Origin of the sequence: Noviluteimonas gilva (assembly GCF_009740395.1) — a bacterium.
Lineage (GTDB): Bacteria > Pseudomonadota > Gammaproteobacteria > Xanthomonadales > Xanthomonadaceae > Noviluteimonas > Noviluteimonas gilva.
Genome location: NZ_WOXT01000003.1, coordinates 84,384 through 109,486, shown reverse-complemented (window position 1 = coordinate 109,486; position 25,103 = coordinate 84,384). Strand labels below are relative to the sequence as shown.

22 protein-coding genes are annotated in these 25,103 nt (G+C 67.0%); 7 read left to right on the top strand and 15 right to left on the bottom strand.

From position 1 onward, the window contains the following. Positions 1-16 precede the first annotated feature (16 nt). Together GN331_RS11460 and GN331_RS11455 are read left to right on the top strand one after the other, a co-directional pair. The gene (locus GN331_RS11460) at positions 17-940 is read left to right on the top strand and encodes an alpha/beta hydrolase (protein ID WP_156642218.1); all 924 of its coding nucleotides are present in this window, start codon (positions 17-19) and stop codon (positions 938-940) included. A 27-nt stretch (positions 941-967) separates the two neighbouring features. Continuing rightward, a complete protein-coding gene (locus tag GN331_RS11455) occupies positions 968-2,191 on the top strand; it encodes a TraB/GumN family protein (RefSeq protein WP_156642216.1) in 1,224 nt (407 codons plus the stop codon). 48 nt (positions 2,192-2,239) lie between these two features. Here the strand turns inward: GN331_RS11455 and GN331_RS11450 are convergent, their stop codons facing one another. From GN331_RS11450 to GN331_RS11440, 3 genes are read right to left on the bottom strand one after another with little or no spacing between them, the layout of a single operon-like run. Continuing rightward, complete coding sequence (locus tag GN331_RS11450; RefSeq protein WP_331713461.1) at positions 2,240-5,347, bottom strand: efflux RND transporter permease subunit; 3,108 nt, start codon at positions 5,345-5,347, stop codon at positions 2,240-2,242. Then, positions 5,344-8,838: an efflux RND transporter permease subunit gene (locus GN331_RS11445; RefSeq protein WP_425489287.1), complete on the bottom strand. Its 3,495-nt coding sequence runs from the start codon at positions 8,836-8,838 to the stop codon at positions 5,344-5,346. Before GN331_RS11445 ends, GN331_RS11450 begins: the two co-directional genes overlap by 4 nt. 27 nt (positions 8,839-8,865) lie before the next feature. Further along, complete coding sequence (locus GN331_RS11440; RefSeq protein ID WP_156642213.1) at positions 8,866-10,005, bottom strand: efflux RND transporter periplasmic adaptor subunit; 1,140 nt, start codon at positions 10,003-10,005, stop codon at positions 8,866-8,868. Between the two features lie 318 nt (positions 10,006-10,323). Here GN331_RS11440 and GN331_RS11435 point away from each other — a divergent pair, with 318 nt between their 5' ends. Further along, positions 10,324-10,773 (top strand): c-type cytochrome, encoded by a 450-nt coding sequence (locus GN331_RS11435; protein WP_156642516.1) that lies wholly within the window; start codon positions 10,324-10,326, stop codon positions 10,771-10,773. Between the two features lie 8 nt (positions 10,774-10,781). Then, positions 10,782-11,216, top strand: a complete 435-nt coding sequence (locus GN331_RS11430; RefSeq protein ID WP_156642211.1) for a c-type cytochrome — start codon at positions 10,782-10,784, stop codon at positions 11,214-11,216. 63 nt (positions 11,217-11,279) lie between these two features. On the opposite strand, the gene GN331_RS11425 is transcribed toward GN331_RS11430, so the two are convergent. Both GN331_RS11425 and GN331_RS11420 read right to left on the bottom strand, forming a co-directional pair. Further along, on the bottom strand, positions 11,280-12,995 hold the full coding sequence (locus GN331_RS11425) for a hypothetical protein (protein ID WP_156642209.1): 1,716 nt from the start codon (positions 12,993-12,995) through the stop codon (positions 11,280-11,282). 15 nt (positions 12,996-13,010) lie between these two features. Then, positions 13,011-13,604: an NfuA family Fe-S biogenesis protein gene (locus GN331_RS11420; RefSeq protein ID WP_156642207.1), complete on the bottom strand. Its 594-nt coding sequence runs from the start codon at positions 13,602-13,604 to the stop codon at positions 13,011-13,013. 104 nt (positions 13,605-13,708) lie between these two features. Between GN331_RS11420 and GN331_RS11415 the strand changes: the two genes are divergently transcribed. Continuing rightward, a complete protein-coding gene (locus GN331_RS11415; RefSeq protein ID WP_156642205.1) occupies positions 13,709-14,050 on the top strand; it encodes a 4a-hydroxytetrahydrobiopterin dehydratase in 342 nt (113 codons plus the stop codon). 3 nt (positions 14,051-14,053) lie between these two features. Here the strand turns inward: GN331_RS11415 and GN331_RS11410 are convergent, their stop codons facing one another. Next, positions 14,054-15,019, bottom strand: a complete 966-nt coding sequence (locus tag GN331_RS11410; RefSeq protein ID WP_156642203.1) for an RluA family pseudouridine synthase — start codon at positions 15,017-15,019, stop codon at positions 14,054-14,056. Between the two features lie 440 nt (positions 15,020-15,459). On the opposite strand from GN331_RS11410, the gene rne reads away from it, so the two are divergent. Further along, positions 15,460-18,612 carry a ribonuclease E gene (gene rne, locus GN331_RS11405; protein ID WP_156642201.1) on the top strand — a complete coding sequence of 1,051 codons (3,153 nt, stop codon included), beginning with the start codon at positions 15,460-15,462 and terminating at the stop codon, positions 18,610-18,612. Between the two features lie 190 nt (positions 18,613-18,802). On the opposite strand, the gene GN331_RS11400 is transcribed toward rne, so the two are convergent. Beyond that, on the bottom strand, positions 18,803-19,453 hold the full coding sequence (locus GN331_RS11400) for a response regulator (RefSeq protein WP_156642199.1): 651 nt from the start codon (positions 19,451-19,453) through the stop codon (positions 18,803-18,805). A 168-nt stretch (positions 19,454-19,621) separates the two neighbouring features. Between GN331_RS11400 and GN331_RS11395 the strand changes: the two genes are divergently transcribed. After that, positions 19,622-19,948, top strand: a complete 327-nt coding sequence (locus tag GN331_RS11395) for an antibiotic biosynthesis monooxygenase (RefSeq protein WP_156642197.1) — start codon at positions 19,622-19,624, stop codon at positions 19,946-19,948. On the opposite strand, the gene GN331_RS11390 is transcribed toward GN331_RS11395, so the two are convergent. The 8 genes from GN331_RS11390 to GN331_RS11355 are packed head-to-tail and all read right to left on the bottom strand — an operon-like array spanning position 19,932 to position 25,043. Continuing rightward, complete coding sequence (locus GN331_RS11390) at positions 19,932-20,141, bottom strand: dodecin (RefSeq protein ID WP_156642195.1); 210 nt, start codon at positions 20,139-20,141, stop codon at positions 19,932-19,934. The two genes, GN331_RS11395 and GN331_RS11390, sit on opposite strands and share 17 nt — an antisense overlap. Before the next feature lie 60 nt (positions 20,142-20,201). Next, positions 20,202-21,365: a hypothetical protein gene (locus tag GN331_RS11385; protein WP_156642193.1), complete on the bottom strand. Its 1,164-nt coding sequence runs from the start codon at positions 21,363-21,365 to the stop codon at positions 20,202-20,204. A gap of 7 nt (positions 21,366-21,372) precedes the next feature. Further along, the gene (locus GN331_RS11380; protein ID WP_156642191.1) at positions 21,373-22,290 is read right to left on the bottom strand and encodes an HAD family hydrolase; all 918 of its coding nucleotides are present in this window, start codon (positions 22,288-22,290) and stop codon (positions 21,373-21,375) included. Further along, entirely contained in the window at positions 22,283-22,687 is a 405-nt protein-coding gene (locus tag GN331_RS11375; protein ID WP_156642189.1) for a YidH family protein, read from the bottom strand. Before GN331_RS11375 ends, GN331_RS11380 begins: the two co-directional genes overlap by 8 nt. Then, positions 22,684-23,049, bottom strand: coding sequence for a DUF1622 domain-containing protein (locus GN331_RS11370; RefSeq protein ID WP_156642188.1), 366 nt, complete (start codon positions 23,047-23,049; stop codon positions 22,684-22,686). Before GN331_RS11370 ends, GN331_RS11375 begins: the two co-directional genes overlap by 4 nt. Positions 23,050-23,058: 9 nt before the next feature. Continuing rightward, positions 23,059-23,997 (bottom strand): formylglycine-generating enzyme family protein, encoded by a 939-nt coding sequence (locus GN331_RS11365; RefSeq protein WP_231734476.1) that lies wholly within the window; start codon positions 23,995-23,997, stop codon positions 23,059-23,061. A 14-nt stretch (positions 23,998-24,011) separates the two neighbouring features. Then, entirely contained in the window at positions 24,012-24,554 is a 543-nt protein-coding gene (locus GN331_RS11360) for a DUF4136 domain-containing protein (RefSeq protein ID WP_156642186.1), read from the bottom strand. A gap of 21 nt (positions 24,555-24,575) precedes the next feature. Beyond that, a complete protein-coding gene (locus tag GN331_RS11355) occupies positions 24,576-25,043 on the bottom strand; it encodes a YidH family protein (protein WP_197427107.1) in 468 nt (155 codons plus the stop codon). Positions 25,044-25,103 lie beyond the last annotated feature (60 nt).

Here is a 25,103-nt window from a genome sequence, read left to right as displayed (position 1 = left end):
GCCGGAGCCTTCCCCCATGGCAACGCCCTCCAAAATTAGCACGACCGTTCGCACCTCGCTGCGTCTTGCCTCGGTGCGCCTGGGCTTCCGCGTTTTCGGAATGCTCAATGCGAACTCCACCCTTCGCGCCGCGGGCAAGTTGTTCTCGACGCCCTTCGGATCCAGCCGCGCCCGCGCCCTCGCCGCGCCCGTCGGCGATGCGCGCATGGGCGAGATCACCGTCGACGGCAGGCGCATCGCCACGTACACGTGGGGCGATCCGAAACGCCAGCCCTACGTGTTGTTCGCGCATGGTTGGTCGAGCCACGGCACGCGCTTCCTCCCGTGGGTGCCGCGCTTGCGCGCCGAAGGCTACGCAGTCGTCGCCTTCGATCAGCCCGCACACGGACGCAGCGCGGGCGAACACACCAACCTGCCGGATTTCGCGGAAACGCTGCTGGCCGTCGGCAAGCGCTTCGGCCCGGCCGCATTGCTCGTCGGGCATTCGCTTGGCGGCGCGGCCGCGAGCGTCGCGCTCGCACACGGATTGGAAGCCGATCGCGTCGTGCTGATCGCACCGGCGGCGGATCCGGAAGCGGCGACCGAACGTTTCGCACGCATGATCGCGTTGCCGCAGCGGCTGTGGCGCGCGCTGATCTGCTCGTTCGAACGCCACGTCGGCGTCGCCTTCGACGACCTCCAGGCGCATCGCAACGCGCCGTGCATCGCGCGTCCGGCGCTGATCGTGCATGACGTCGAGGATCGCGAAGTGCCGTGGTCGGAAGGCGAGCGTTACGCGCGCTACTGGGCCGACTCGCGCCTGCTCAGCACGCAGGGCCTGGGCCACAACCGCATCGCCGGCGACGCGGGCGTCATCGCCGCAGCCCTGCGGTTCGCGCATGGCGAGACCGTGGGCGTCCGCGTTGTGTCCTCGCCGAACCTGCCCTACGGTTTCGCCTGAGCGGAGGCACCGCCATACTGCGCGGCTATGACTGATCAGACCGCGCACTCCCCCGCTCCCCTCGCCGACCAGCCGCATCTTCGCGTCGAACGCGACGGCGTCGCCTACACGCTGCTCGGCACCGCGCACGTGTCGCGCGCCAGCGTCGATGCGGTGCACGCTGCGATCGCCAGCGGCGAATACGACACCGTCGCGGTCGAACTCGACCCGCAACGCCTCGCCGCACTGAGCGATCCCGACGCGCTCGCGCGCATGGACCTGGTGAAGGTGTTGCGCGAAGGCAAGACGGCCTTGTTCGCCGCCAACCTCGGGCTTGCGGCGTATCAACGCCGCCTCGCCGAACAACTGGGCATCGAACCGGGCGCCGAACTCAAGGCCGCCGTGAGCGATGCACGCGAACGCAACCTCGCCGTGCACCTGATCGATCGCGATGTCGGCCTGACCTTCAAGCGCGCCTCGCAACGCCTGGGCTGGTGGGGACGCGCGAAACTCGGCGGCGGCATCGTCGCTTCGCTGTTCGGCGACGAAGAAGTCGGCCACGACGAAATCGAACGTCTCAAACAAGGCGACCTGCTCGAATCGAGCTTCGGTGAATTCGCGGAAGACAACCCCGAGCTGTACGACACCGTCATCGGCGAACGCGACCGCTACATGGCCGCGCGCCTGCGCGAAAGCGCGACGGCGCAAAGCGGCGCGCGCAACGTGCTGGCGGTCATCGGCGCGGGCCACCTGCAGGGCCTTGCGAAGCATTTGGCCGAAGAAACGCGCATGCCGGCCGACATCCGCGGCGAACTGGAAACGGTGAAGGAGAAGTCGTCCTTCCCGTGGTTCACGCTGATCCTCGCCGTCTTCGTGCTCGGCGGATTCGCGTTCGGGTTCTGGCGCGGCGGCCTGGATGTCGGCGCCGACCTGATGCTGTACTGGGTGATGATCACCGGCACGCTCGGCGCGATCGGTTGCGCCGCGGCAGGCGGCCATCCGTTGAGCATCATCGCGGCCTTCTTTGCCTCGCCCGTCACGCCGCTGCATCCGGCGCTGGCCTCCGGCACGATCAGCGCGCTCGTCGAAGCGTGGGTGCGCAAGCCGACCTACGCCGATTTCATGGCCTTGCGCGATGACGTGCAGAGCGTGCGCGGTTGGTATCGCAACCGCGTCGCACGCGTGCTGCTCAACTTCTTCCTGACCAGCCTGGGCACCGCCATTGGTGTATGGCTCGGCGGTGCCCGGATGCTCGGCAAGTTGCTGGCGTGATCGCTCCCTCCCCTGCTTGCAGGGGAGGGCCGGGGTGGGGTTGCGCGCTTACTCCGCGCTGATCGCCGTGACCGTCGCCGCAGCCGGCGGCAACGTCTTGCCGCGCGCCCGATGGATCGCGCGCACCGTACCGTGGCGCAGGTCGTCCAGCATCGCGTAGATCGTCGGCAGGAACAGCAGGCTGACCACCGTCGAGAACGCGAGACCACCGGCGATCGCACGCGCCATCGGGTAATACGCCGGGCCGTCGCCGGCCATCTGCGTGTTGCCGATCGCGATCGGCACCATCGCCAGGATCGCCGTGCCCATCGTCATCAGGATCGGGCGCAAGCGCTCCTTGCTGCCTTCCACCAGCGCATCGGTGCGCGAGAGTCCGCGTCGGCGCAGGTTGTTGATGTGCTCGACCATCACGATGCCGTTGTTCACCACCACGCCCATCAGCACCAGGATGCCGATGAAAGCCATGATGTTGAACTCGGTCCCGGTGAGCCAAAAGAGCCAATACACGCCGAAGATCGAGAACACCACGCCGCTCATGATGGCCGAGGGGAACAACAGCGATTCGAACACCGCCGCCATCACCACGTAGATCATGAACAAGGCGATCACCAGGTTCCACATCATCTGCTTGACCGCCGCGTCGTCGCTCATGAACTGCGGACGATCGAACGAGTAGCTGTAACCGGGCGGGAAGCCTTCGCGCGCTTTTTCCAGGGTCTCTTCGATCGCCTTGCGCGCGTCGGGTTGCGTGACCTTATCGGCGAGCGCCGAGGTGATCGTCAGCGTCGTCTGGCGGTTGGTGCGTTCGATCGACGAAGCGGCCGGCGTCACGCGCACGTTGACCATCGCCAGCAACGGCACGCTGCGGCCATCGGGCGCACGCACGGTGAAGCTCGCAAGATCCTCGGTGCCGTAGTTGTCGGCGCCTGCGAAGCGCACCCACACCGGCACTTCGGTATCGCCGCGCCGGAACTCACGCAAGGGCGCACCGCGCAACGCCAACCCGACGAAGGTGGCCACGTCGTTCGCACTGAAGCCGAACGCCGCCGCACGATCGCGATCCACTTCCACCGTCAACTCGCTGTTGCGATCGCCGCTGTCCACGCGCACGTCGCGCAGTTCTTTGCGGCGTGCGAGCAACGGCACGATGTCGTCGGCGATCTCGTTCAGCGTCTGCGTCGAGTCGCCGACCAGCATCACCTGGATTTCCTTGCCCTGCTGGTCGCCGCCCGGGCCGCCCTGGTCGCCGATGCCGATGTTGGCGCGCGCCGATTTCGGCATGTCCTTGCGCATGGCCTCGGTGATCTTGGCGACGGCCTCGCGGTCCTTCGTGGCCAGCTTGACGTTCGTGCCCGCCCAGCCCTGCTCGCGATAGCGCGAGAAGACCTGGTCGATGTCGAATTCCTTGCGATGCGCGTCCAGGTAATGCTCGACCTTGAGGATCTCGGCCGACATCTGTTCCTTGGTGTAAGCGCCCTTCCACTGGTAGTAGATGTCGATCTCGCCGACGTCGTCGCCGCCGAACATGTTCGTCTTGGTCATCTTCAGCGGCACGAAGCTCGCCATCACGATGACCAAGATGCCGATCACGCTCCAACCGCGGTGGTCGAGCGTCCAGCGCAACACACCGGCATAGCGGCGCTGCAGGCGCGAGATCAGGCCGTTCTCGTCGCGCACTGCCGGCGGCGTCTTCATGCGCGCCGACAGCATCGGGATCAGGCTCACCGCGACCAGCCAGGACGCGAGCAGCGAGACGCAGATCGTGATGGCGATCTGGCCCATGTAAATGCTGATCATGTTCTTTTCGCCGAACAGGTTCGGCACGAACACGATGCAGTGGCACAGCGTGCCCGCCGACAGCGCGATGGCGACATGGCGCGTGCCGATGATCGACGCGAGCTTCGGCTCGCCGCCCAGGCGTTCGCGTTCCTGGTAGATGCTCTCCACCACGACGACCGCGTTGTCGACCAACATGCCGATGGCCAGCAGCAGGCCCATCATCGACAGCACGTTGAGCGTCACGCCGGCGAAGTACATGAAGCCGAGCGTCATGATGAAGCAGATCGGAATCGCCAGCGTCACCATCAGCGTCGACGGCCAGTGGCGCAGGAAGAAGTACAGCACCGCGATCGAGAGCAGCAAGCCGATGCCGCCGGCTTCGGCCAGGCCGAGCAACGAACCGGTCACGCTCTCGCCGGCGTCCCACTGCACGAGCAGGTCGATGTCGTTGGTGCCCTGCTCGGCCATGATCGTGTCGAGCTCGGCGCGTACGTTGCGCGAGACGTCGACGAGGTTGGCGTCGCGCTCCTTGTACACGTCGATGCCCACCGCCGGGCGCCCGTCGAGGCGACGGCCGTAGGGCATCTTCTCGGGCTTGAGGCGCACGTCGGCGACATCCGACAAGCGCACGCCGTTGGCGAGCGTGAGGTCGCGCAATTGCTGCAGGTCGGTGAGTTCGCCCACGGGCTGCACGCGCAGGCGCTGCACGCCATCGTCGATCTGGCCGGCGGAGACGGAGAAGTTCACCGCGCGCAGGCGCGCGTCGAGATCGTTGAGCGCCAGGCCGTGCGCGTTGAGGCGGTCCTGGTCGATCGCGATCTCGACTTCGTTCTGCGGCGCGCCTTCGACTTCGACCTTCGCCACGCCCGGCAGGCGTTCGAGCCGGCGCTTGTAGACGCGGTCGATGCGGTCGAATTCCTTCGTCAGGTCCAGCGCCTTGCTCGTTAGTCGCAACTCGAGCGCGGGCTCGTCGCTCGTCGACCATTTCCAGACGAAGTAACGCTGCATGTCGTCGGGCAAATCGTCGCGGATCGCGTCGATGCGCTCGCGCGCTTCAGCCGCGGCAATCTCGATGTCGCGGTCCCAGTCGGAGAACATCAGGAACACGCTGCCCTGCTCGGACGTCGCGTTGCCTTCCATGCTCTTGACGTCGGTCATCGTCGAGAGCGTTTCCTCGACGGGCCGCAGGATCGTGCGTTCCACTTCTTCCGGCGTCGAACCCGCATACGGCAGTTGGATGAAGAGAAACGGCGCCGAGACATCGGGCATCGCTTCCAGCGGCAGGCGGACCGCCGCGATCAGGCCAACGACCACCATCGACACGAACAACATGATCGTGGTGACGGGCCGCTTGATGCTGAGCTCGGCGATGCTCACGTGTTGCTCTCCGGCGCGATCTTGCCGTTGCCGTTCAGCGGATCCTGGTCGTGCTCGATCAGCGTGGCGGCTGCCTTCGCTTCGGCGCGCTGCTTGCGCAGCTTCTCGGCGTAGTACTCATCCGAGCGACGATCCAGCAGGTCGTACACCACCGGGATCACGACCAGCGTCAGCAGCGTCGAAACCAGCAGGCCACCGATCACCGTGATCGCCATCGGCGAGCGCACTTCCGCGCCTTCACCGAACGCGAGCGCCAGCGGCAGGAAGCCGAACAAGGTGCACAAGGTGGTCATCGCGATCGGGCGCAGGCGCGAACGCGCACCGTCGACCAGGGCCTGGCGTTTGGGCACGCCTTCCTCGCGCAACTGGTTGACCTTGTCGATCAGGATGATCGCGTTCTTCACCACCAGGCCGACCAGCAGGATCAGGCCGATGAACACCACCACGGAAATCGCGGAGTTGGTGATCAGCAGCGCGAGCACCGCACCGACGAGCGCGAGCGGGATCGTGAAGAGAATGACGAAGGGATGCAGCAGCGATTCGAACTGCGAGGCCATCACCAGGTACACGAGGAACACCGCGAGGCCGAAGGCGAACATCAACGACTTCACCGAGCGGTCGAGTTCCTCGCCCTGCCCGCCGATGTGCATGCCCACGTCCGCGCCGAGCGGCGTGTCGTGCACCATCTTCTGCACTTCCTGCACGGCCGCGCCGAGGTCGATGTCGCGCAGGTTCGCCGAGACGATCGCCACGCGCACCTGGTCGGCGCGGTGGATTTCGCTCGGGCCCGTGCCCGCGACGACGTCGGCCACCGACGACAGGCGCACCGGCGTGCTGCTGTTCGGATTGACGATCAGGTTGCGGATGTCTTCGACCGATGCACGATCGGTCGCCTGCGCACGCACCAGCACGTCGATCTTGCGATCGCGGAACGAGTAACGCGTGGCGACTTCACCGCGCACCTTCTTCACCACGACGTCGGCGATCTGGCGCGTCGTCAGGCCGAGCGCGGCGGCGCGATCCTGGTCGAAGCGGATCTGGATTTCCGGGAAGCCCTGCTCCACCGTCGAAGTGACGTCGGCGTAATGCGAGTTCGCGCGCAGCATCGCGGCGAGCCTGCGGCCGGCGGCTTCGATCTGCGGCAGGTCGGGACCCTGCAGTTCGATTTCCAGCGGCGTGGACAGGCTGAAAAGCTCGGGGCGGCTGAAGTCCAACTGCGTCCCGCTGCGGCCGGCCATGCTCTTGCGCAGCTTCTCGGTCAATTCCGCTTCGATCTTCTCGCTGCCGCCGTTCTTCATCACGGCGGTGAGCTTGGCGATGTTCTCGCCGCTTTCGGTCGGGCTGGCATCCAGGCGCGTGCCCGTGCCGCTCACGCCGTACAGCGCGGTGAGGTTCTCGTCCTTGCCGTGTTCGCCCTGCAGCGATTGCACGATCTTGTCGGTGTCGCGCAGCGGCGTGCCGGGCGGCAACTTCACCGTCATTTCGAAGCGATCCTGCGCGAGCTGCGGGATCAGGTCGGCGCCGAGCAGCGGCACCACGGCGAGCGTTGCGAAGAACGCGAGCGCGGCGATGCCGACCACTTTGCGCGGATGCTCCAGCGCATTGGGCAGCGTGCGCAGGTACAGCGCTTCGAGGCGATCGTAGATGCCCATCGCAACCCGGCTGAAGGCGCGCATCACCGGTCCGATGACGGCAGCCAGCCCGCGCCACAGGCGCACGAAGAGCCAGAAGAACGCGAACGCGCCGTTGCGGATCGCCCAACCGATGCCGCGACCGGTGGCGGCGACGGGCTTCTGCAACTTCGACGTCGGTTCCCAACGCGGATGCGGGGCCTCTTCCTTGAACGCCAGCGGCGCGCGGCCGCGGATCGAGGAGAGCATCGGGATCAGCGTCATCGACACGACGAGCGAGATCGCGATCGCCAGCGCGACGGTCAGCGCCTGGTCGCGGAACAACTGGCCCGCGATGCCTTCGACGAACACCAGCGGCAGGAACACCGCGATCGTCGTCAGCGTGGAGGCCACGACCGCCATGCTCACTTCGCGCGTACCGACGATCGCTGCCTCGACGATGCCCAGGCCGCGTTCGCGTGCCTTCGCGATCGATTCGAGGACGACGATCGAATCGTCGACCACCAGGCCGGTCGCCAATGCGAGGCCGCCGAGCGACATCACGTTGAGGCTCAGGTCGAACTGACCCATGAAGAAGAACGTGGTGATGATCGACACCGGCAGCGACAGGCCGACGACGAACGTGCTCCAGCCATCGCGCAGGAACAGGAAGATGATCAGGATCGCGAGCGCGCCACCGAACAGGGCGTCCTTCTTCACGTCGGAGATGGCGTGGCGGATGAACTGCGACTGGTCGTCGATGACCGTCAGTTCGATGTCCGGCGGCATCTGCTTCTTGATCGTTTCGATCTGCGCCTGCAACGCATCGGCGGTCGACACGGTGTTCGCGTCGCCTTCCTTGTAGAGCGCCAGTTCGACGGCTTCGTGGCCGCCGAGGCGAATGATCGCTTCGCGCTCCTTGTACCCCTGGCGCACGTCGGCGATGTCTTTCAGGCGGATCGGCATGCCGCCGGCCGCAGCCGACGAGCCCGACGATGCGCTCTGCACCGACGAGGCCGCGGCCATCGCCGCTGCATTGCCCGTCGCCGCGGCGACTCGCGCCATTTCTTCCGCCGCGCTCTGCGCACCGCCGCCACCGGCGGCCTGCGTGGTGACGAGCATGTTGCGGATTTCGTCGACGGACGCGAACTGGTTGACCGTGCGCACCAGGTAACGCTGCGAGCCTTCTTCCAGCCGGCCGCCGGAGATGTTGATGTTTTCCTGCTGCAGGCGCTGGATGACGGTATCGATCGGCAGGTTGAGCTGCGCGAGCTTCTGCTGGTCGATATCGACCTGCACTTCGTCTTCCAGACCGCCACCGACCTTCACCGCGGCGACGCCTTCGACCGGTTCGAGTTTCTTCTTCAGGTCATCGTCGGCGTAACGGCGCAACGCGGTGAGCGCGCCCTGCGTGTCCTGGCCCTTGTTCGACAGCACCAGACGCATGATCGGCGCGGTCGAGGGATTGAAGCGCAACAACACGGGCGGCTTGGCTTCGAGCGGAAGCGCGAGCGCTTCCATCTTGTCGCGCACTTCCAGCGAGGCCTTGTCCATGTCGGTGCCCCACGCGAACTCGAGCACGACATCGCTCTGTCCCGTGCGCGAGACCGACTTGAGCTTGCGCAAACCCTTCACCACGCCGACGGCTTCTTCGACGGGTTCGGTGATGAGCGTTTCGATTTCCGCCGGCGCCGCACCGGTGTATTCGGTGCGCACCGTGAGCGTGGGATAGCTGAGGTCCGGCAGCAGGTTGACCTTGAGGTTGGACAACGCGATGAAGCCGAAGATGATGAACGTCAGCGTCGCCATCATCACCGTGACGCGGCGACGCGTGGAGAACTCGACGACGCTGAAGGACGCAGGATCTGAAGAATGGTTCACGCGCGAGCTCCGGGGGGCCGTGTGCGATCAGCGAGCGGCGGTGGCGGACGCGATGCCACCCTTGCCGGCCACCGGCGTCGCAGGCTTGGCCTGGTCGCCGACGATCTGCACCGGGCTGCCTTCGCGCAGCGCGACCTTGCCCGCGGTGACGACCTGGTCGCCCACCTTCAGGCCCTGGCGCACTTCGGCCCACTGGCCGTCGAGGTAACCGAGCTTGATCGGCACGCGCACGGCCTTGCCCTGCTTCACCGCGAACACGGCCGGATCACCTTCGTCTTCCAGCAGCGCGATGCGCGGCACGACGAGCGCGTCGGTGCGCTGGTCGTAGTCGATGCGGATGCGGCCGAACATGCCCGGCTGCAGCGCGCCGCCGCCGTCGAAGGAGCAGATCACGCGGAACGTGCCGCTGCCCGAATCCACGACCGGTGCGATGCGATCGATGACGCCGGCGAACTTCTTGCCGGGCAGCGCGTCGACGGCGAGGTCGACCTTCAGGCCCTGCTGCAGCGTGGCGACTTCGCGCTCGGGCACGTTGAGCGTGGCTTCCAGGCGCGAGACATCGACGATGCGGAAGATCGGCGTGTTGATCTGCACGAAGTTGCCGTCCTTGATCTTGCGCTCGGCGATCACGCCGGAGATCGGCGCGACGACGTTGGCGTACGACAGCTCGAGGTTCGCCAGGCGGTTGGCCGCGCGCGCGTTTTCGAGGTCGTAGCGGATCGTGTCGATGTCGTTGGCGCTCATGAGCTTCTGCTCGGCGAGCGTGACCGAACGCTTGTAGTTGGCTTCGAGCTTGCCCATCAGCGCGGCGGTCTGCGCGGCCTGCAATGCAGCGCGCGAGGAATCCAGGCGCACGAGCACCTGGCCGGCCTTCACCTGCTGGCCTTCCTGCACGAGCACCTGCAGCGCGACGCCGGAGGTCTTGGCGACCACCTGCGACTCGCCGCGGGCTTCCAGCGGCGCGGTGCCGGTATAGCTGGCGGCGATCGCCCGCTTGGAGGCGGCCATGACCTCGACGGGGATGGCTTCGGGGCCCTTGTCCCCTTCCTTGGCCTTGGCCTGGGCGTCTCCGTCCCCCTTCTTGCAGGCGGCAAGCGCGAGGGTGCAGGCGATCAGGAAGGCACCGGCGCGCAGGGCGCGGCCGTGGACGGAGGCATTGGCGGACATGTGGGCTGACCCCTTGGGTGTTGTAGTCAAGTAAATCACTCCCTGAATCCTGCCGCCATGCGCCATAGGTCATGGTGACTTCACGGAGAATTCCTGCTCCATGACAGACGCCGCACTGGCGGCGGATGCACGATTCGATTCGGAGCGATCGAACAAGGGATGCGGCGAGCGTCCGACCGGTTGCACGCGCGCACCTCCGGATCACGGCCACCTGTTTGCCGGTTCCATTCACGTGCAAGCTATACTTCGCGGCTTGCGAGACGACGGAATGACACGGACGTCGCGCGACCGAACTTCCACCGTGGACTTCTCTTCATGATGCGACCGCTGACGATCGCCGCCGGACTGCTGCTGGCGCCCCTGCTCTTCGCTGCACACGCGCAGCAGCCCGCCGCACCGGCCACTGTTTCACCGGCCACGGCTTCCACTGCCGCCGCGCCCGCCGCCGCTTCCACCGCCGCCGCTGCAAAGCCGGCCGCGCCTGCCGAACCGAAGGCCGCCGACCTCACCGGCGACGCCGCGAAGGGCAAGGAACTCACCTATACGTGCCGCGGCTGCCACGGCGTGACCGGGTACAAGAACGCGTATCCGAGCTTCCATGTGCCGCGCATCGGCGGGCAGTCGGCGGCGTATCTCGCTTCCGCGCTCACCGAATATCGCGAAGGCAAGCGCAAGCACCCGACGATGCAGGCCCAGGCGGAGAGCTTCTCGCCGCAGGACATCGCCGACATCGCCGCCTACCTTTCGACCGTGAACGCGCAGAAGTGAGCCCGACCATGACGATCAAGAAGAACGCGTTCGCCATCGCCCTGCTCGCCCTCGCGCTGACTGCCTGCTCGGGCAACGGCGAAGAAGGCCATACCGAAGGCGGCCACGCCGAAGGCGAAGCGCCGAAGTCCTCCTCCGCCGGTTTGCCGACGGGCAACATCGAAGCGGGCATGAAGCTCGCCACGACCAAGCGCAACGGCTTCGCGTGCGTAGATTGCCACGGCGCCGAAGGCAACGCGCCGACGGACAAGGCCTACCCGAAGCTCGGCGGCCAGTACTCGGATTACATCGAGCACGCGCTGCTCGCCTATCGCAAGGGCGATCGCGACAACGCGCTGATGAGCCCGCAGGCGAAGGAACTCACCGACCAGCAGATCGCCGACCTCGGTGCGTATTTCCACTCGACGGAAAGCCACCTGGCCGACCTGCACAACGCGCAGTAACGCTGCACGCGTCGTTGAAGAAAAGGCCCGCGCAAGCGGGCCTTTTTCGTTGCGATCGTCGAATCAGGGCGTCGTCGAAGCAGGCACCTGCACCGAGGTGTTCGGCGGAGGCGGCGCCTTCTTGATGCTGCCGTTGTCTTCCTGCAGCCACGGCTTGAACGGCACGTCGGGCGGCGGGCGCGCGGTCGCCGATTGCGCGTTCTTGTTCGGATCCATCAAGCCGCAACCACCGCCGAACTGCAGGATCGAAATCACGCACGAAATTTTCTTGTCGGTGCCCGGGATCGGGATCGACAACGACTTGATGCCCTTGCGCACCCATTCCTGCAGCAGGGTTTCGTTCGGCACCCAATATTGATCGAACGTCGTCGGCGTGTAATCCATCGGCGGGCGCTTGAGCCAACGGCCCGCGCGATCCAGGTCGGCGATATGCGCCTCTTCCGTGCCCGGTGCGTTCTTGCCTGGCGTCGGCGGCTCGCCGATGTTCGGGCGACCCTGCGCATCGAACACGCCGGGCTTCGCGCCCGATCCCGGTTTGCCGCCCGGCGTGTTGCGCGTACCCACGCCCCAGTCGTCGCCGCGATTGGGCGAAGGCCATGCGCCCGGCGCTGCATTCGGTGTCGCGCCCGCGCCCGGTTGCGCCGTGGGCGAGGTGCCACTGCCCGGCGCCTGCCCGCCCGGCGCCGCCGCCGTCGCGGCACTCGCCGAACCGGGCGATGTCGACGGTGCATTTGATGTCGACGTGCCCGGCGTCGTCGCGCCCGGTGTCGTGCCGCGCGACGGCATCGGAATCGCGCGCGTTTCGCCGCGCAGGGTGGGCAACGCGATCTCGCGCGATTGCGACTGCGTGGTGGTGATCGGAATCTGTTGCGTCAGTCGCGCCGATTCCTCACCGCGCACCTGCGGCGCGACACGAATGCGTTGGACTTCCACGCGCTGCGTGTCGAGCGTCTGTCGTTGCGCCTGCTCGCGCGAAATCGCCTGCGTGGGTTGTCGCAATTGCGGCACCGTCAGTTCGCGCGGTGCGAGATCCACTTCGCGCGGACGTGGTGGCGGCAGCACGAATTGCGTATCGGGCTGCGGCACTTCCGTCACCTGCAAGGGTTGCGGCGCGGGCGGCACTTCGACGACGGGCTCGGGTTCCGGCTCGGCCTGCGGCGGCGGTTGCGCAGCGACGGGCTCTTCGGGCTGCGGCGCGGGCTCTTCCGGTTGCGGCGGCGGTGGCGGTTGCATCGGTGCATCCGATGGCGTCGGCGTCGCAGCAGGCGGCGATGGCGCGGCGGCGGTTTGCGCCGGTTCCGGTTGCGGGCCTTCCGGTGCACCGCCGCCGGTTTCTTCGGGCGTTCCCGTCCCGATGAATTCGGCTTGCACGACCTGGTCGCCCTCGCCCGCCGGTTGCGGCGGCGGCACGAACACATACGCAAGCCACAACAGCAGGATCGCGAAACACAGGTGCAACACCGCGCTGAAGGTCGCGGCGAACACGCGCAAACGGCGCTCTTCGGGAATGGGCGGATGCCATTGCTGGCGCCACAACGTGGCGAAGGCCTGCCAACGGTTGAGTTGCACGTCGCGCTTGGGCGGCGATGCGAGCGGGCGTTGCGCGAGTTCGTCGACGAAGGTTTGCGGCAGCGCGCCCGTCACCCGGTGCGGCATGGGAGGCATCGCATCGAACCAGGCCTGCCAACCGGGCGGGAACGTGCCCGGCGCCTGCGGCCGAATCGATTTCAGCCGGCGCCGCAGCCCGAGGGCTTCGATGATGTCGGCAGCGGAGAACACGGTCCCCGCGGGCCGTCAGGCTGCGTCGCGTGGGAGGTACGGGGCCGTGCCTGTCGCATGGTCGGTCGCGTCGCGGACCGCGGTGACGCCGGGCACGCGCGTCATCAGCGTCGACTCGATGCCCTGCTTCAACGTCACGTCCGCCATGCCGCAACCGTGGCAGCCGCCGCCGAACCGCAGCAGCACGACGCCATCGGCCGTCACTTCCTGCACCGACACATGCCCGCGATGCTGCGCAAGCTGCGGGTTCACTTCGTGCTCGACCACCCAACGCACGCGCTCCACCAGCGACGCGGTGTCGGCCGGCGCTTCGCCCTTGATCTTCGGCGCGCGGATCTGCAGGGCGCCGCCCGTGGGCTGCTGCACGTAGTCGATCTCTGCAGCGTCGAGGTACGGCGCACTCGCCGGATCGACCCACAGCGTGAAGCCTTCGCAATCGATGGCCCATTCCTCGCCGCTGAGATCGCCCGGTTCGGCGAACTCCAGGCGGACGTCGGCGCGTGGCGTGCCGGCATGGACGGCGGACAGGCGAACGCCGAGGCCCGGGAGGGCTTCGCGTTCGATCAGGCGGCGGAAGTGCGCCTGCGCGGATTCGGAGAGCTGGATCATGCGGGCTATTCTAGCCACCCCGGAAGCGGCCGCCGTGGACAGTCCACCCTGCGACCACGGCCGATATGTTCTGGTTCAGCACGCAACGCTGTGGAGTGCTCCCAATGTCCGACCTGATCGCCCTCGCCGACGCCCATTGCATCCCGCGCCGCGGCACCGAGCACAAGCTCAACGAAGCCCGCGTGCGCGAGCTGCTGCCCCAGATCCCCGGTTGGGAGCTGGCCGAAGACGGGCACGCGCTCGTGAAGACGTTCAAGTTCAAGGACTACTACCGCACGATGGGCTTCGTGAACGCGCTGGCCTTCATCGCCAACGCCGAAGACCACCATCCCGACCTCGGCGTGCATTACGACCGCTGCGTCGTCCGCTTCTCCACGCACGACGTGGGCGGGCTGAGCGAGAACGACTTCATCCTGGCCGCGAAGACCGAACGCCTCGCGGGTTGAGCCTCAGGCGAGGCGATCCAGCACGTCGATCAACTCCGGCGCCAGGGGCGCGTTGAGCGAATACGGCGCGCGCCCGCCATCGAGCGCGAACTCCAGCGTCGATGCGTGCAGGAACATGCGCTTCAAGCCCACTTGATCGCGCAGGCGCTTGTTCGCCGCCGGATCGCCGTATTTGTCGTCGCCGGCGACCGGATGGCCGATGTGCTGCGCATGCACGCGAATCTGGTGCGTGCGGCCGGTTTCGATGCGCACTTCGCAATACGACTGTCCGCCGCGACGCTCGAGCGCCTTGAAGTGGCTCAGCGACGGCTTGCCCTGCGGATTCACCTGCACGTGGCGCTCGCCACCCTGGCGCAGGCCGATGTGCAGCGGCGCATCGACGGTCATCGTGCCGTTGGGCAGCCGACCGACCAGCAGCGCAAGATAACGCTTGGCGATGCCGCCCTCCTCGCGCATCAGCGCCTGGAGTTCGGTGAGCGCCGAACGCTTCTTCGCGAGCACGAGCAGGCCGGAGGTGTCGCGATCGAGGCGATGCACGAGTTCCAGGCCATCGTGCGGGCGCAGCGCGCGCAGCGTTTCGATCACGCCGAAGCTGATGCCGCTGCCGCCATGGCTGGCCACGCCCGCGGGTTTGTTGATCGCGAGCAGGCGCGCATCTTCGAACACGATGCTGGCCTCCATCGCTTCGAGCAGCCCCTTGGCGGGCGTGCCCTTCTCCGCCGGTTCGTCCAGGCGCACCGGCGGGATGCGGACTTCGTCTCCACCCTCGAGCCGACGATCGGCCTTCACGCGGCCCCCGTTCACGCGCACCTGGCCGGAGCGCACGATCTTGTAGATCAGCGAACGCGGCGCCCCCTTGAGATACCCCAGGAGGAAGTTGTCCAGCCGCTGGCCTTCACGGTCTTCGGCAATGCGGACGGTCCGGGCCTGTGCAGGCGCACGGCCGGGGGGCTGATCGGTGGGGTCCATGCTCGCCTTTGACCTGCTACACTCGCCGCGCGAAGTAAGGGTTTGATTTCGCAGGGAGATTGCGCGATGGACCGCGAATATCGCGTTCCCGCACAGCCAACGGGCCGAAAGCCCGCCTCCCGCGATCCCCGACACAGTGCGCGACCACCGCCCCCGGGGCGGCCATGTTAGCGGCTCGTCGGCAATCCCGGCCATCGCCCGGTGCGTCAGACATCGGCGCTTACACGACCCGCGCGACGCGAGGCTCCCCCGCCGCACGTCGCCGGCCCGCAAATTTTGGATTGGTAGTACAAGCGCTCCCGCGGTTTGCCGTGGTGTCGTAGCGCTGGAATACAACAAGCGCGCGATGCGCCCCACTTGGTGGCGCGCCGAAGGCGCCGCGGTATCCAGAGGCGAACGCCCACGGCGTTCCGCGTGCGACAGCGCGCGAGGAACGCACAATGAAGCGAATGCTCATCAACGCGACGCAGGCGGAAGAACTGCGCGTCGCCACCGTCGATGGCCAGACCCTGTACGACATCGACATCGAACAGCCGTCGAAGGAACAGAAGAAGTCCAACATCTACAAAGGGCGCATCACCCGACTGGAGCCCTCCCTCGAAGCGGCCTTCGTCGAATACGGCGCCGACCGCCACGGTTTCCTTCCGCTGAAGGAAATCTCCCGCGACTATTTCGCCAGCGGCGTCGACCACAACAAGGCCGGCCTGCGTGAGCTGTTGCGCGAAGGCCAGGAAATCGTCGTCCAGGTCGACAAGGAAGAACGCGGCAACAAGGGCGCGGCGCTGACGACGTTCATCTCGCTCGCCGGCCGCTACATGGTCCTGATGCCCAACTCGCCCACCGCCGGCGGCGTTTCGCGCCGCATCGAGGGCGACGACCGCGCCGCCCTCAAGGAGGCGATGGACAAGCTGCAGATCCCCGACGACATGGGCGTGATCATCCGCACCGCCGGCGTGGGCCGCGATGCCGAAGAGCTCCAGTGGGATCTCGACTACCTGCTGCAGGTGTGGAAGGCCATCGCCGAAGCCGCGCTCAGCAAGCCCAGCCCGTTCCTGATCTACCAGGAATCGCGCCTGATCATCCGTGCGCTGCGCGACTACATGCGCGCCGACATCGGCGAGATCCTCGTCGACACGCCGGAGATGTTCGAGGAAGCCCGCGAGTTCGTGCAGCAGGTGATGCCGCACAACCTGCGCAAGCTCAAGCACTACACCGACGACACCCCGCTGTTCAACCGCTTCCAGATCGAATCGCAGATCGAGAATGCGTATGAACGCACCGTGCGCCTGCCCTCCGGCGGCGCGCTGGTGATCGACCAGACCGAAGCCCTGACCGCGGTCGACGTGAACTCCGCGCGCGCCACCAAGGGCGGCGACATCGAAGAGACCGCGTTCCAGACCAACCTGGAAGCGGCCGAAGAAGTCGCGCGCCAGTTGCGCCTGCGCGACCTCGGTGGCCTGGTGGTCATCGACTTCATCGACATGGCCTCCAACAAGCACCAACGCGAAGTCGAGAACAAGCTGCAGCACGCGCTCAAGTACGACCGCGCGCGCGTGCAACTCGGCCGCATCTCGCGCTTCGGCCTGATGGAGATGTCCCGCCAGCGCCTGCGCCCGAGCCTGGGCGAATCCAGCCAGCTCGTCTGCCCGCGTTGCGAAGGCCACGGCCGCATGCGCAGCGTCGAGTCGCTGTCGCTGTCGATCCTCCGCGTCGCCGAAGAGCACGCGATGAAGGAAAACACCGGACAGGTGCTCGTGCAGGCGCCGACCGAGATCGCCAACTACCTGCTCAACGAAAAGCGCCGCGCGCTCGGCGAGATCGAACAGCGCCACGACGCGCCGATCGTCATCGTCGCCGACGACCAGCTCGAAACGCCGCATTACGAAGTCACGCGCATCCGCGAGAACGAGATCGGCGAAGAAAGCAGCAAGCCCAGCTACATGCGTGGCACGCCGCGCAAGCTTGCGACGCACGCGCTGACCAAGGCGCACCTCAACATCCCGAACCTGCCGGCCGTCACCAACGTGCGTCCGGCGCAGCCGGCGCCCGAACGCGAAGAACCGCGCGACGAAGCCATGCCCGCACCGGCGCCCGTCGCCGTTGCAGCACCGGTGGCCCCGCGTTCGAGCGGCGGCATCGGCGGCTTCTTCAAGCGCCTGTTCGGTGGCGGTGAACCGGTGGTCGCAACGCCCGCGCCCGCCGCACGTCCGCAGGACGAGCGCGGCCGCAACGGGCGCGACGGTCGCCGCGATGCGCGCGATGGTCGTGGTCGCAACCAGCAGGGTCGCGACAACCGTCGCGACGAACAGCGCCGCGACCAGAAGCCGGGCCAGCCGAAGGGCCAGCCGCAGGCGCAGCAAGCCAAACAGCAGCAGCAGCAGCCGCAGAAGCAGCAGCAACAGCCCAAGCAGCAGCAGAAGCAGAAGCCACCGCGCGACGAAGCGCAGACCGAACAGCAGCGCCTGGAACAGCAGCAGCGTGCCGAACAGCAGCGCGCCGAGCAGCTGGCACGCAACGCCGAGAAGCAGCGCCTGCGCGAACAGCAAGCCGCCGCCGATGCCGCGAAGGCCGCTGAAGCGAAGGCCGCACCCGAGGCCGTCGTGCCCGCGGTGACGGCCAACGTTGCGCCCGCCGCCGAAGCCGCCATCGCCGTTGCAGGTGCCGCGCAAGTCGCCGACGCCACGCAGCAGCCTGTCGCCGAAGGCACCGAACCTCCGCAGGACGCCACCGCCGACGCAGGCGAGGCCGGCGGACGCCGTCGTCGCGGACGTCGCGGTGGTCGCCGTCGTCGTCGTGGCCAGGGTGGTGCGGAAGGCGAAGGCGCCGTCGAGGCCGACGCGCAGGGTGCCGAGCACGACGACGCCGATTCCGGCGAAGTCGTCGCGCAGCATCGTTCGCAGCCCGAGTTCGATTTCGAAGACGACTTCGCGCCCGCACAGGTGGCTGCGACGAACAAGCCGGCGCCGGTTGCGCAGGCACCGATCGTGCTGGCCGCCGCCGTCGTCGAATCCAACGCGTTCGCGCAGACCTTTGACGCACAGCCCGCCCCGACGCAGCCCGCCGAAGCAGCCGCCGCGCCGCGCCAGGCCGCCGCGCATGAAGCGGAGTTCGCGCAGGCTCCGGTGGAACACGACGTCGAGCGCACGCCCGCCGCCGAAACCAACGTCGAGTCCGCCGCGACCGCGTGGGATCACGCATCGGCGTCGACGCCGGGCGCGTGGACCGACGCACCGATCGCGAACGAAAGCGTCGCCGACGCCGCGCGCGTGCAGGCCGAGGTCGAAACGGTCGAAGCCGAAGCGATCGAACCGGTGCCGGCACGCGAAGTCGCCTTCGCAACGCCGGTCTCGCCGGCATCCGACGCCGCCGCGCCGATGGAGACGCAACCCGCGATCGCCGTCGACGCGCAGGCCGAACCCGAAGCGCAGGCCGACGCCGTGGTGCGCGCAGACGTGCAGCGCGAACTGCAGGAAGACGTCCTCGCAAGCGCGCCCGCCGCGCCGGGCCTGTTCGACGCGATGCCCGCCGCCGACCCGGCGCAAGCCGCCGCCGACGCCGCGGAAGACGCCAAGCACGAGCAGCGCAACGCTTGAGGCACACCCCCCGTGCAAGGGGGGTGATTCGCGCGTAGCGCGAATCGGGGGGTTGAAGGTCGCCGCGACCTCACACGACCCCACCCCGTACCCGCCAGCACAGCTGGCGGGGCTCCCCGACGTACGTGCTGCCAATCAGGCAGCCCGTAAACGCGTCGGCTCGCTCCCTGCCTTCGCAGGGGAGGGAGAATTACAACGCCAACGCCGGATCGCACATCCCGTAACGGCTGACCATCCGCGCGAGCGCGATGGGATCGCGAATCCCCAGCTTGTCGAACAAGCGCGACTTGTGCGTGTTGATCGTCTTCGCGCTCAGGCTCAAGCGTCGCGCGATGTCCTCCTGCCGCAAGCCGCGCACGAGCAGCATCGCCACTTCGAATTCGCGCGGCGACAACGCGTCGAACGGCGAGCCATCCCCGCCATCGATGCCCGCCAGCGCCATCTGCTGCGCGATGCCCGTGGCGAGATAGCGCCGCCCGTGCGCCACATCCAGCAAGGCCCGCAGCAACTCGGTCGAATCGTGGCTCTTGCCCACGTACGCCGACGCGCCCGCTTCCATCGCACGCCGCGGCAGCGGCCCCTGGTGCTCAGCGGACACGACGACAACGCGCGTGCCGTATCCGCCGCGCACGACGCGCTCTGTCACCTCCAGCCCGCTGATGCCAGGCAGGTGCACGTCGCACACCAATACATCGGGCCGCAACTTGCGCAACTGCGGCAGCGCATCCTCCCCGCTCTCTGCGTGGCCCACGATTTCCACGCCCGACTGCTCGCCAAGAATCATGCACATCCCGGTGCGCACAATGACGTGGTCGTCCACCACGAACACACGGATCGTCATCCCTGATCTCCTTTCGCGCAAAGCCTAAGGCGATTGCGAAAAGAACTCGTGCGACGCCGGTCAGCTTTCGCTCGCGGGCGCGGTCGCGAATGGCGAGTGGAAGTTTCCGAGCGCGTGGCGCGCATGGCGTGACAGAATCGCCGCGTCGCCCGCAACGGAGCTCCGCCCATGATCGTTCGCATGTGGCACGGCCGCACCGCCGCACACCACGCCGATGCGTACCTGTCCTTCCTCGAGGAACGCGCGATCCCCGACTACCGCCGCATCTCCGGCAACGCGGGCGTGTGGTTACTGCGACGCATCGAAGGCGACGTCGCCCACTTCATCACGATGACCCACTGGACCACGCGCGACGCGATCGCCGCCTTCGCCGGCGACGACATCGCGGTGGCGAAGTACTACCCGGAAGATCGCGACTTCCTGCTCGAGTTCGAACCGACCGTCGTGCACTACGAGATCTGCGCGAGCGACATCCCGTTCAATCGTCCAGCGTGAACCCGGCCTTGATCGTCACCTGCCAGTGCTGGATCTTCCCGTCCTCGACGTGACCGCGCGTTTCGATCACCTGGAACCACTTGAGGTTGCGGATCGTCTTGCCCGCGCGTTCGATCGCGTTGCGCACGGCATCGTCGGTGCCCGACTTCGATGAACCCGTGAGTTCGACGGCCTTGTAGACATGGTTGGACATACGCGGATCTCCGGAGGGGACTTGGTTGGGAACGGGCCGCGCCTGCGATGACGGCCAGCGTCAGGCGAGCACGCCCAGCACGCGCCGCAGCAACTCGTCGATGGACACCGCGTGCAACACCAGCGGCAGCATCGGCAGCGCCGCGACGACCGCGACGCTCAGCAGCGCCTGTTTGTTGACGGGCACAACCGCCATCGATCGCGCCGTCGCGTACATCGCCGTGAAGTCGGCGACGGCGGAGGGATTGGGGCTTTCGAGCAGGGCATCGCCCGACTGCGTGGGATCGGGATTCTCCCAGCGCGCCGCGAACGCACGCGATGCCGCCTGCCCGAGCGCGCCGAGCTCATGCATGTCGTGCCGTCGCGTGCGCACCAGCGGGCGCATCACGAACAACAACGGCGAGAACACGACGAGCACGCTGCCGACGATCACGCCGAGCATTTCCCACTGGAACGATTGCAACGTGGCGTGCGCGTATTCCATCTGCACCAGCGCGGTGCCGCAGAAGATCGTGCTGGCGGCCAGCGCCATGACGGCGAACCACGACTGCGCCGGCGCAAGGAATCCCAGCCCTCCTGCGCCGTCGGGATGCGCGGCGAAGATGGCCAGGCGAAGGCGCGAGAAACGCCACAGCAGGTACGCCCACACCAGGAACCGCCAGAGCCACACCAGCGCGACGAAGCGGAACACCGGCGCCGACACCGCCGCGAACCATTCGCCCGCTTTCGACAGGGAGCCTTCGACCGTCGCCCAATGCGTGAAACCCGACACATGCGAAAACTTTGCGTTCGTCGAGAACGCCGAGAGCAAAGCGATGAGCGCACACATTGTTTCGGGAATGTGGGAATCGCGGATCGCGTGCCCGTGCTGCACCAGGCGCTGGAACGCATCGTGCGAAGCGCCCGGCACCAGGCCGGACCGCCCGATGTAACGCACGGTCGCATGCAGCACGTGGTCGCAGGCGCCGGCGCCGAGGACCATGATCGGCACCGCGACGAGCAAACGCGCGAGCACTGCGTAATCGCCCAACAAGGCGATGCGATCGGCGGATGGCAGCAACATTCCCTCGATCGCGGCGAGCACCATCAGCGGCACGAAGGACACCACGACGATCAATGCGAGCAGCAGCCACTTCGTCGGCACGCCGGGGCGCAATGCGCCGAGCCAATGCATCAGTCGATACACCGGGCCACCGCGCAACAGGGAGAAACTGTCGGAAAGCATCGGTGCCCTAGGTCGCCTCCGGGTACACCGTCTCCCAGTCGCGCGCCATGTCGATCACCACCCAGCCGCGTTGGGCCGCTTCGTCCAGCCCGCGATCGAGCTTGCCGACCATCGAAGCGCGGTCGTAGGCGAATTCGCGCTCGCCATCGGTGTGGTGCAACAGCGCGCCGAAGCGTGGGCCCTCGCCCGTCGTGGTCCATTCCAGCATTTCGAAATCGCCGTCGGAGTTGCCGAACGCCATCACCGGCCGCCGCCCGAGGAAACGCTGGATGCCGACCGGCTTGCCCGCGTGATCGTCGACGAGCTCGGGCTGCTCGGTCTTCATGATCGAAGGCCGGTCGCCCGTGACGTACTTCAACCCCGCGTAGCTACCGATCACCTGTTGCGGCGGAATTCCGTAGGTCGCTTCGACCCACGCGCGCAGGAACTCCTGCCCACCGCCCGACACGATCCACGTGCCGTAACCGTTCGCCCGCAGGAAAACCATCAACTCCTGCATCGGCTTGAACACCATCGCGTCGTAGCGGCGCCGGGTGACCGGATGCCGCGCATCGGCCAACCAATCACGCACGATGTCGGTGAACTGTTCCGTCGTTACGCCCGCGTGCGTGGCGGCGATGATGGGCAGCAGGCCCTTCTCGCCCGCCGCCACCAACGACTTCATGTCGTTGTCGATCACCCACTTGTAGGGCTCGATGGTCTTCCACTCCGGATGCTGCGCCGCAAGCGCGCGCACGCGATCCAGCGCGAACAGGAACTGGAAATACAGCGGCTGCTCCGACCACAGGGTGCCATCGTTGTCGAACACCGCGATGCGATCGCCCGCCGCGACGAACTCCGGCGACCCGGTCGTCGTCGTGCGTTGCACGAAATCGACGATCGCCTGCCGGGCTTGCGTGTCGCGCCACGACGGCAGGTCAGACATGGAACAACCATGCGGCGGTCACGCCACCGAGCAGGAGGAAAATCAGCGTCATCCCGATCACGGCGCGATCCATCGGGCGGAAGGTCGCATTCTTGATGTCGGTGTTGACGTGCTTGTAGCGATACAGCGACCAGCATGCGAGCAGGATCCCGAGCACGACCATGCCCAGGCCGACGTTGGCCGAGTCGCGCAGCACCCCGATCTTCTGGCCCACCTGCAGCTTGTCGCCCTGCTGCAGGAACACCGAGAAGCGATTCAGGGTGATGCCGAAGCCGATCAGCGACACGCACGTGCGCAAATACGCCAGGTGCGTGCGCTCGTTCGCCAGGTGCGAGCGCAGGTCGGCCAGGCCCGTGCGCGAGGCCGCCAGTTCGTTCGAAGTGGGTTGCGTGCTCATTGCCCGGCCTCCACGGCGTCGGTCGCGCCTTCGCGCGCCGCCGCGTCCAGGTCGCGTTCGAGGAAGAAGTTGAGGAACGTCCGGATCACGGCGATCGACGCGAGCTTGCCGATGTCGTCCCACGTCGGTGCGATCGCGGTGCGCACGATGTCGGCCGCGAGCATGAATTCCAGGCCCAGCAGCAACCAGCGCGCCAGGCTCAGCCACGCCGCGCGCCGCCGCCCGTGCGAAGCGATGTTGCGCAGCGGCGGCACGAGCACGCGCACGAACGCTTCCACCGCGCCGATGGCGATCATCAGCACGGAGATCGCTTCCAGCGCGAGGGCGATGTGCTGGCTGAAATCGCGGAAAATTTCTTCCATACGTGTGACTCAGCCGCCGAGGACGCAGCGGAAGCCCAGGTGCGAGGTCGAGGTGTCGACGGGCTGCGCCATGCGCGCAGCGGGGCGATAGCGACGGCAGTAGTTCGGCGCGCACAGGTGCGAGCCGCCCTTCATCACGCGACGCGGAATGCGCAACTGCGGTTGCGCGGGATCGAAGCTCGCCTCCAGCGGTCCGCCGCGCGGGTTTTCGGGAATGCAGCAGGCCTTCTGCGGTTCGGCAGGATGGCGCGGGCGATACCAGTCCGACGTCCATTCCCACACGTTGCCGATCATGTCGAACAAGCCGTAGCCGTTCGCAGGAAATGCACCGACCGGCGAGGTGCCGATGTACCCATCCTGCGCGAGGTTCTGCCAGGGAAATTCACCCTGCCAGGTATTCGCGCGATGCAGCCCGTGGGGCGAGAACTCATCCCCCCACGCGAATTCGGCTTCGTCCAATCCACCGCGCGCCGCGCATTCCCATTCGGCTTCGGTCGGCACGCGCTTGCCCGCCCATGCGACGTACGCATCGACGTCGCGCGCGGCGACATGCACGACGGGATGATCGTCCTTGCCCTCGATCGAGGTATGCGGACCGAGCGGATGGCGCCAGTCGGCGCCGCGAATGAACTGCCACCAGCGATAGTGATCGTCCAGGCCCACGCGATGCGCCGGCGGCACGAACACGACCGATGCAGCGACCAACATCTCCGGCAACGCGCCCGGATAGTCTTCGGCCTTCGGCGCTTCTTCGGCGAGCGTGACGTGGCCGGTGGCTCCGACGAATGCGCGGAACTGCGCATTCGTCACCGGCGATGCGTCGATCCAGAATCCATCGACCGTGACGCGATGCGCCGGCGCTTCCTCCGGATAGTGATGGTCCGATCCCATGCGGAACGTGCGTCCGGGAATCCACACCATGCCGGCGTGCGCGTCGTGGGTTCGCATCGCGGGTTGCGCACTCATTTCGCGGCCGCGCCCGGCGGGAAGCTGGTGAACATCTTGTCCAGCGCGGCGTTGACCGCGGTTTCGTTGCGCTGCGGCGAATCGGACACCGTGCCGCTCGCGACGCCGCGCCACACCGCCTTCTTCGTCGAAGTGTCGAACATGTCGAGCACGAGCGTGCCGACCGTGTAGGTGTTCACGCGCGTGGTGGAACTGCCCATGCCGCCGTAGCCCCAACCCGGCCCCCATCCCCAACCGCCCATGCCGGTGCCGGTGTAGAAGGTGTCGAGCGTCTGTTTCTGGCTGGTCGCGACGTTGCCGACGAGCGCGATGTCGCCGCTGCCTTCCTGCCGCGTGAATCCGCGCGAGGCCATGCGCGCATCGATGCCCGCGATGATGCGTTGCTTCGCGAGCGGATTGTTGATCTGCAGTTCCTGCGCCCAGTAGTAGGTGCGGAAGCGCGAGAAGTCGGCGGACGGATCGTGGTCGACCGTGACGTCCGGCGTGGATGCGCAACCGGCGAGCAACGCGGTCAGTGCAAGGGGAATGAGCGCTTTCATTGCGTTGTCTCCGTGGAGGGCCTAACCGAATGGACGGACGTCGAACACCATGCTGGCGATCGCCAGCAAACCGATGCACAGCAGCACCACCGCGCAGATCAGCGTGAGCGAAACCGGATACTCGCTCTGCCCGTGGATGAGGCCGTCGGCGATCATCTGCGTGCGCTCTTCGCGCAACTGCGTCATGTACCGTACGTGGTAGGCGATGCCGGCCATCAACAGCAATATCCCGACCATCACCAGCGCAATCCCGAAATTGCGTGGCGCTTCCTGCGCGATCGCCGCACCAGGACTCTTCAACCAATTGGTGAACACCTGGTAGATCGTGAAGCCGAAGCTGATGAGCGACAGCGAGGTGCGGATCACCGACATCAGCGTGCGATCGGCGCTCATGCGCGTGCGCTGGAAGCTCATGCCGGTCCGGCGCGAGGAGAGCTCGACCGAAATGTCGTCGGCAGTCTTGAACTTGGCGGGATCGACCGGGGGCATGGCGCGCCCAGCTTCGTTCCCGCCGCCCGGACCGCACAACGGGGTTTACACGGTCGGGGG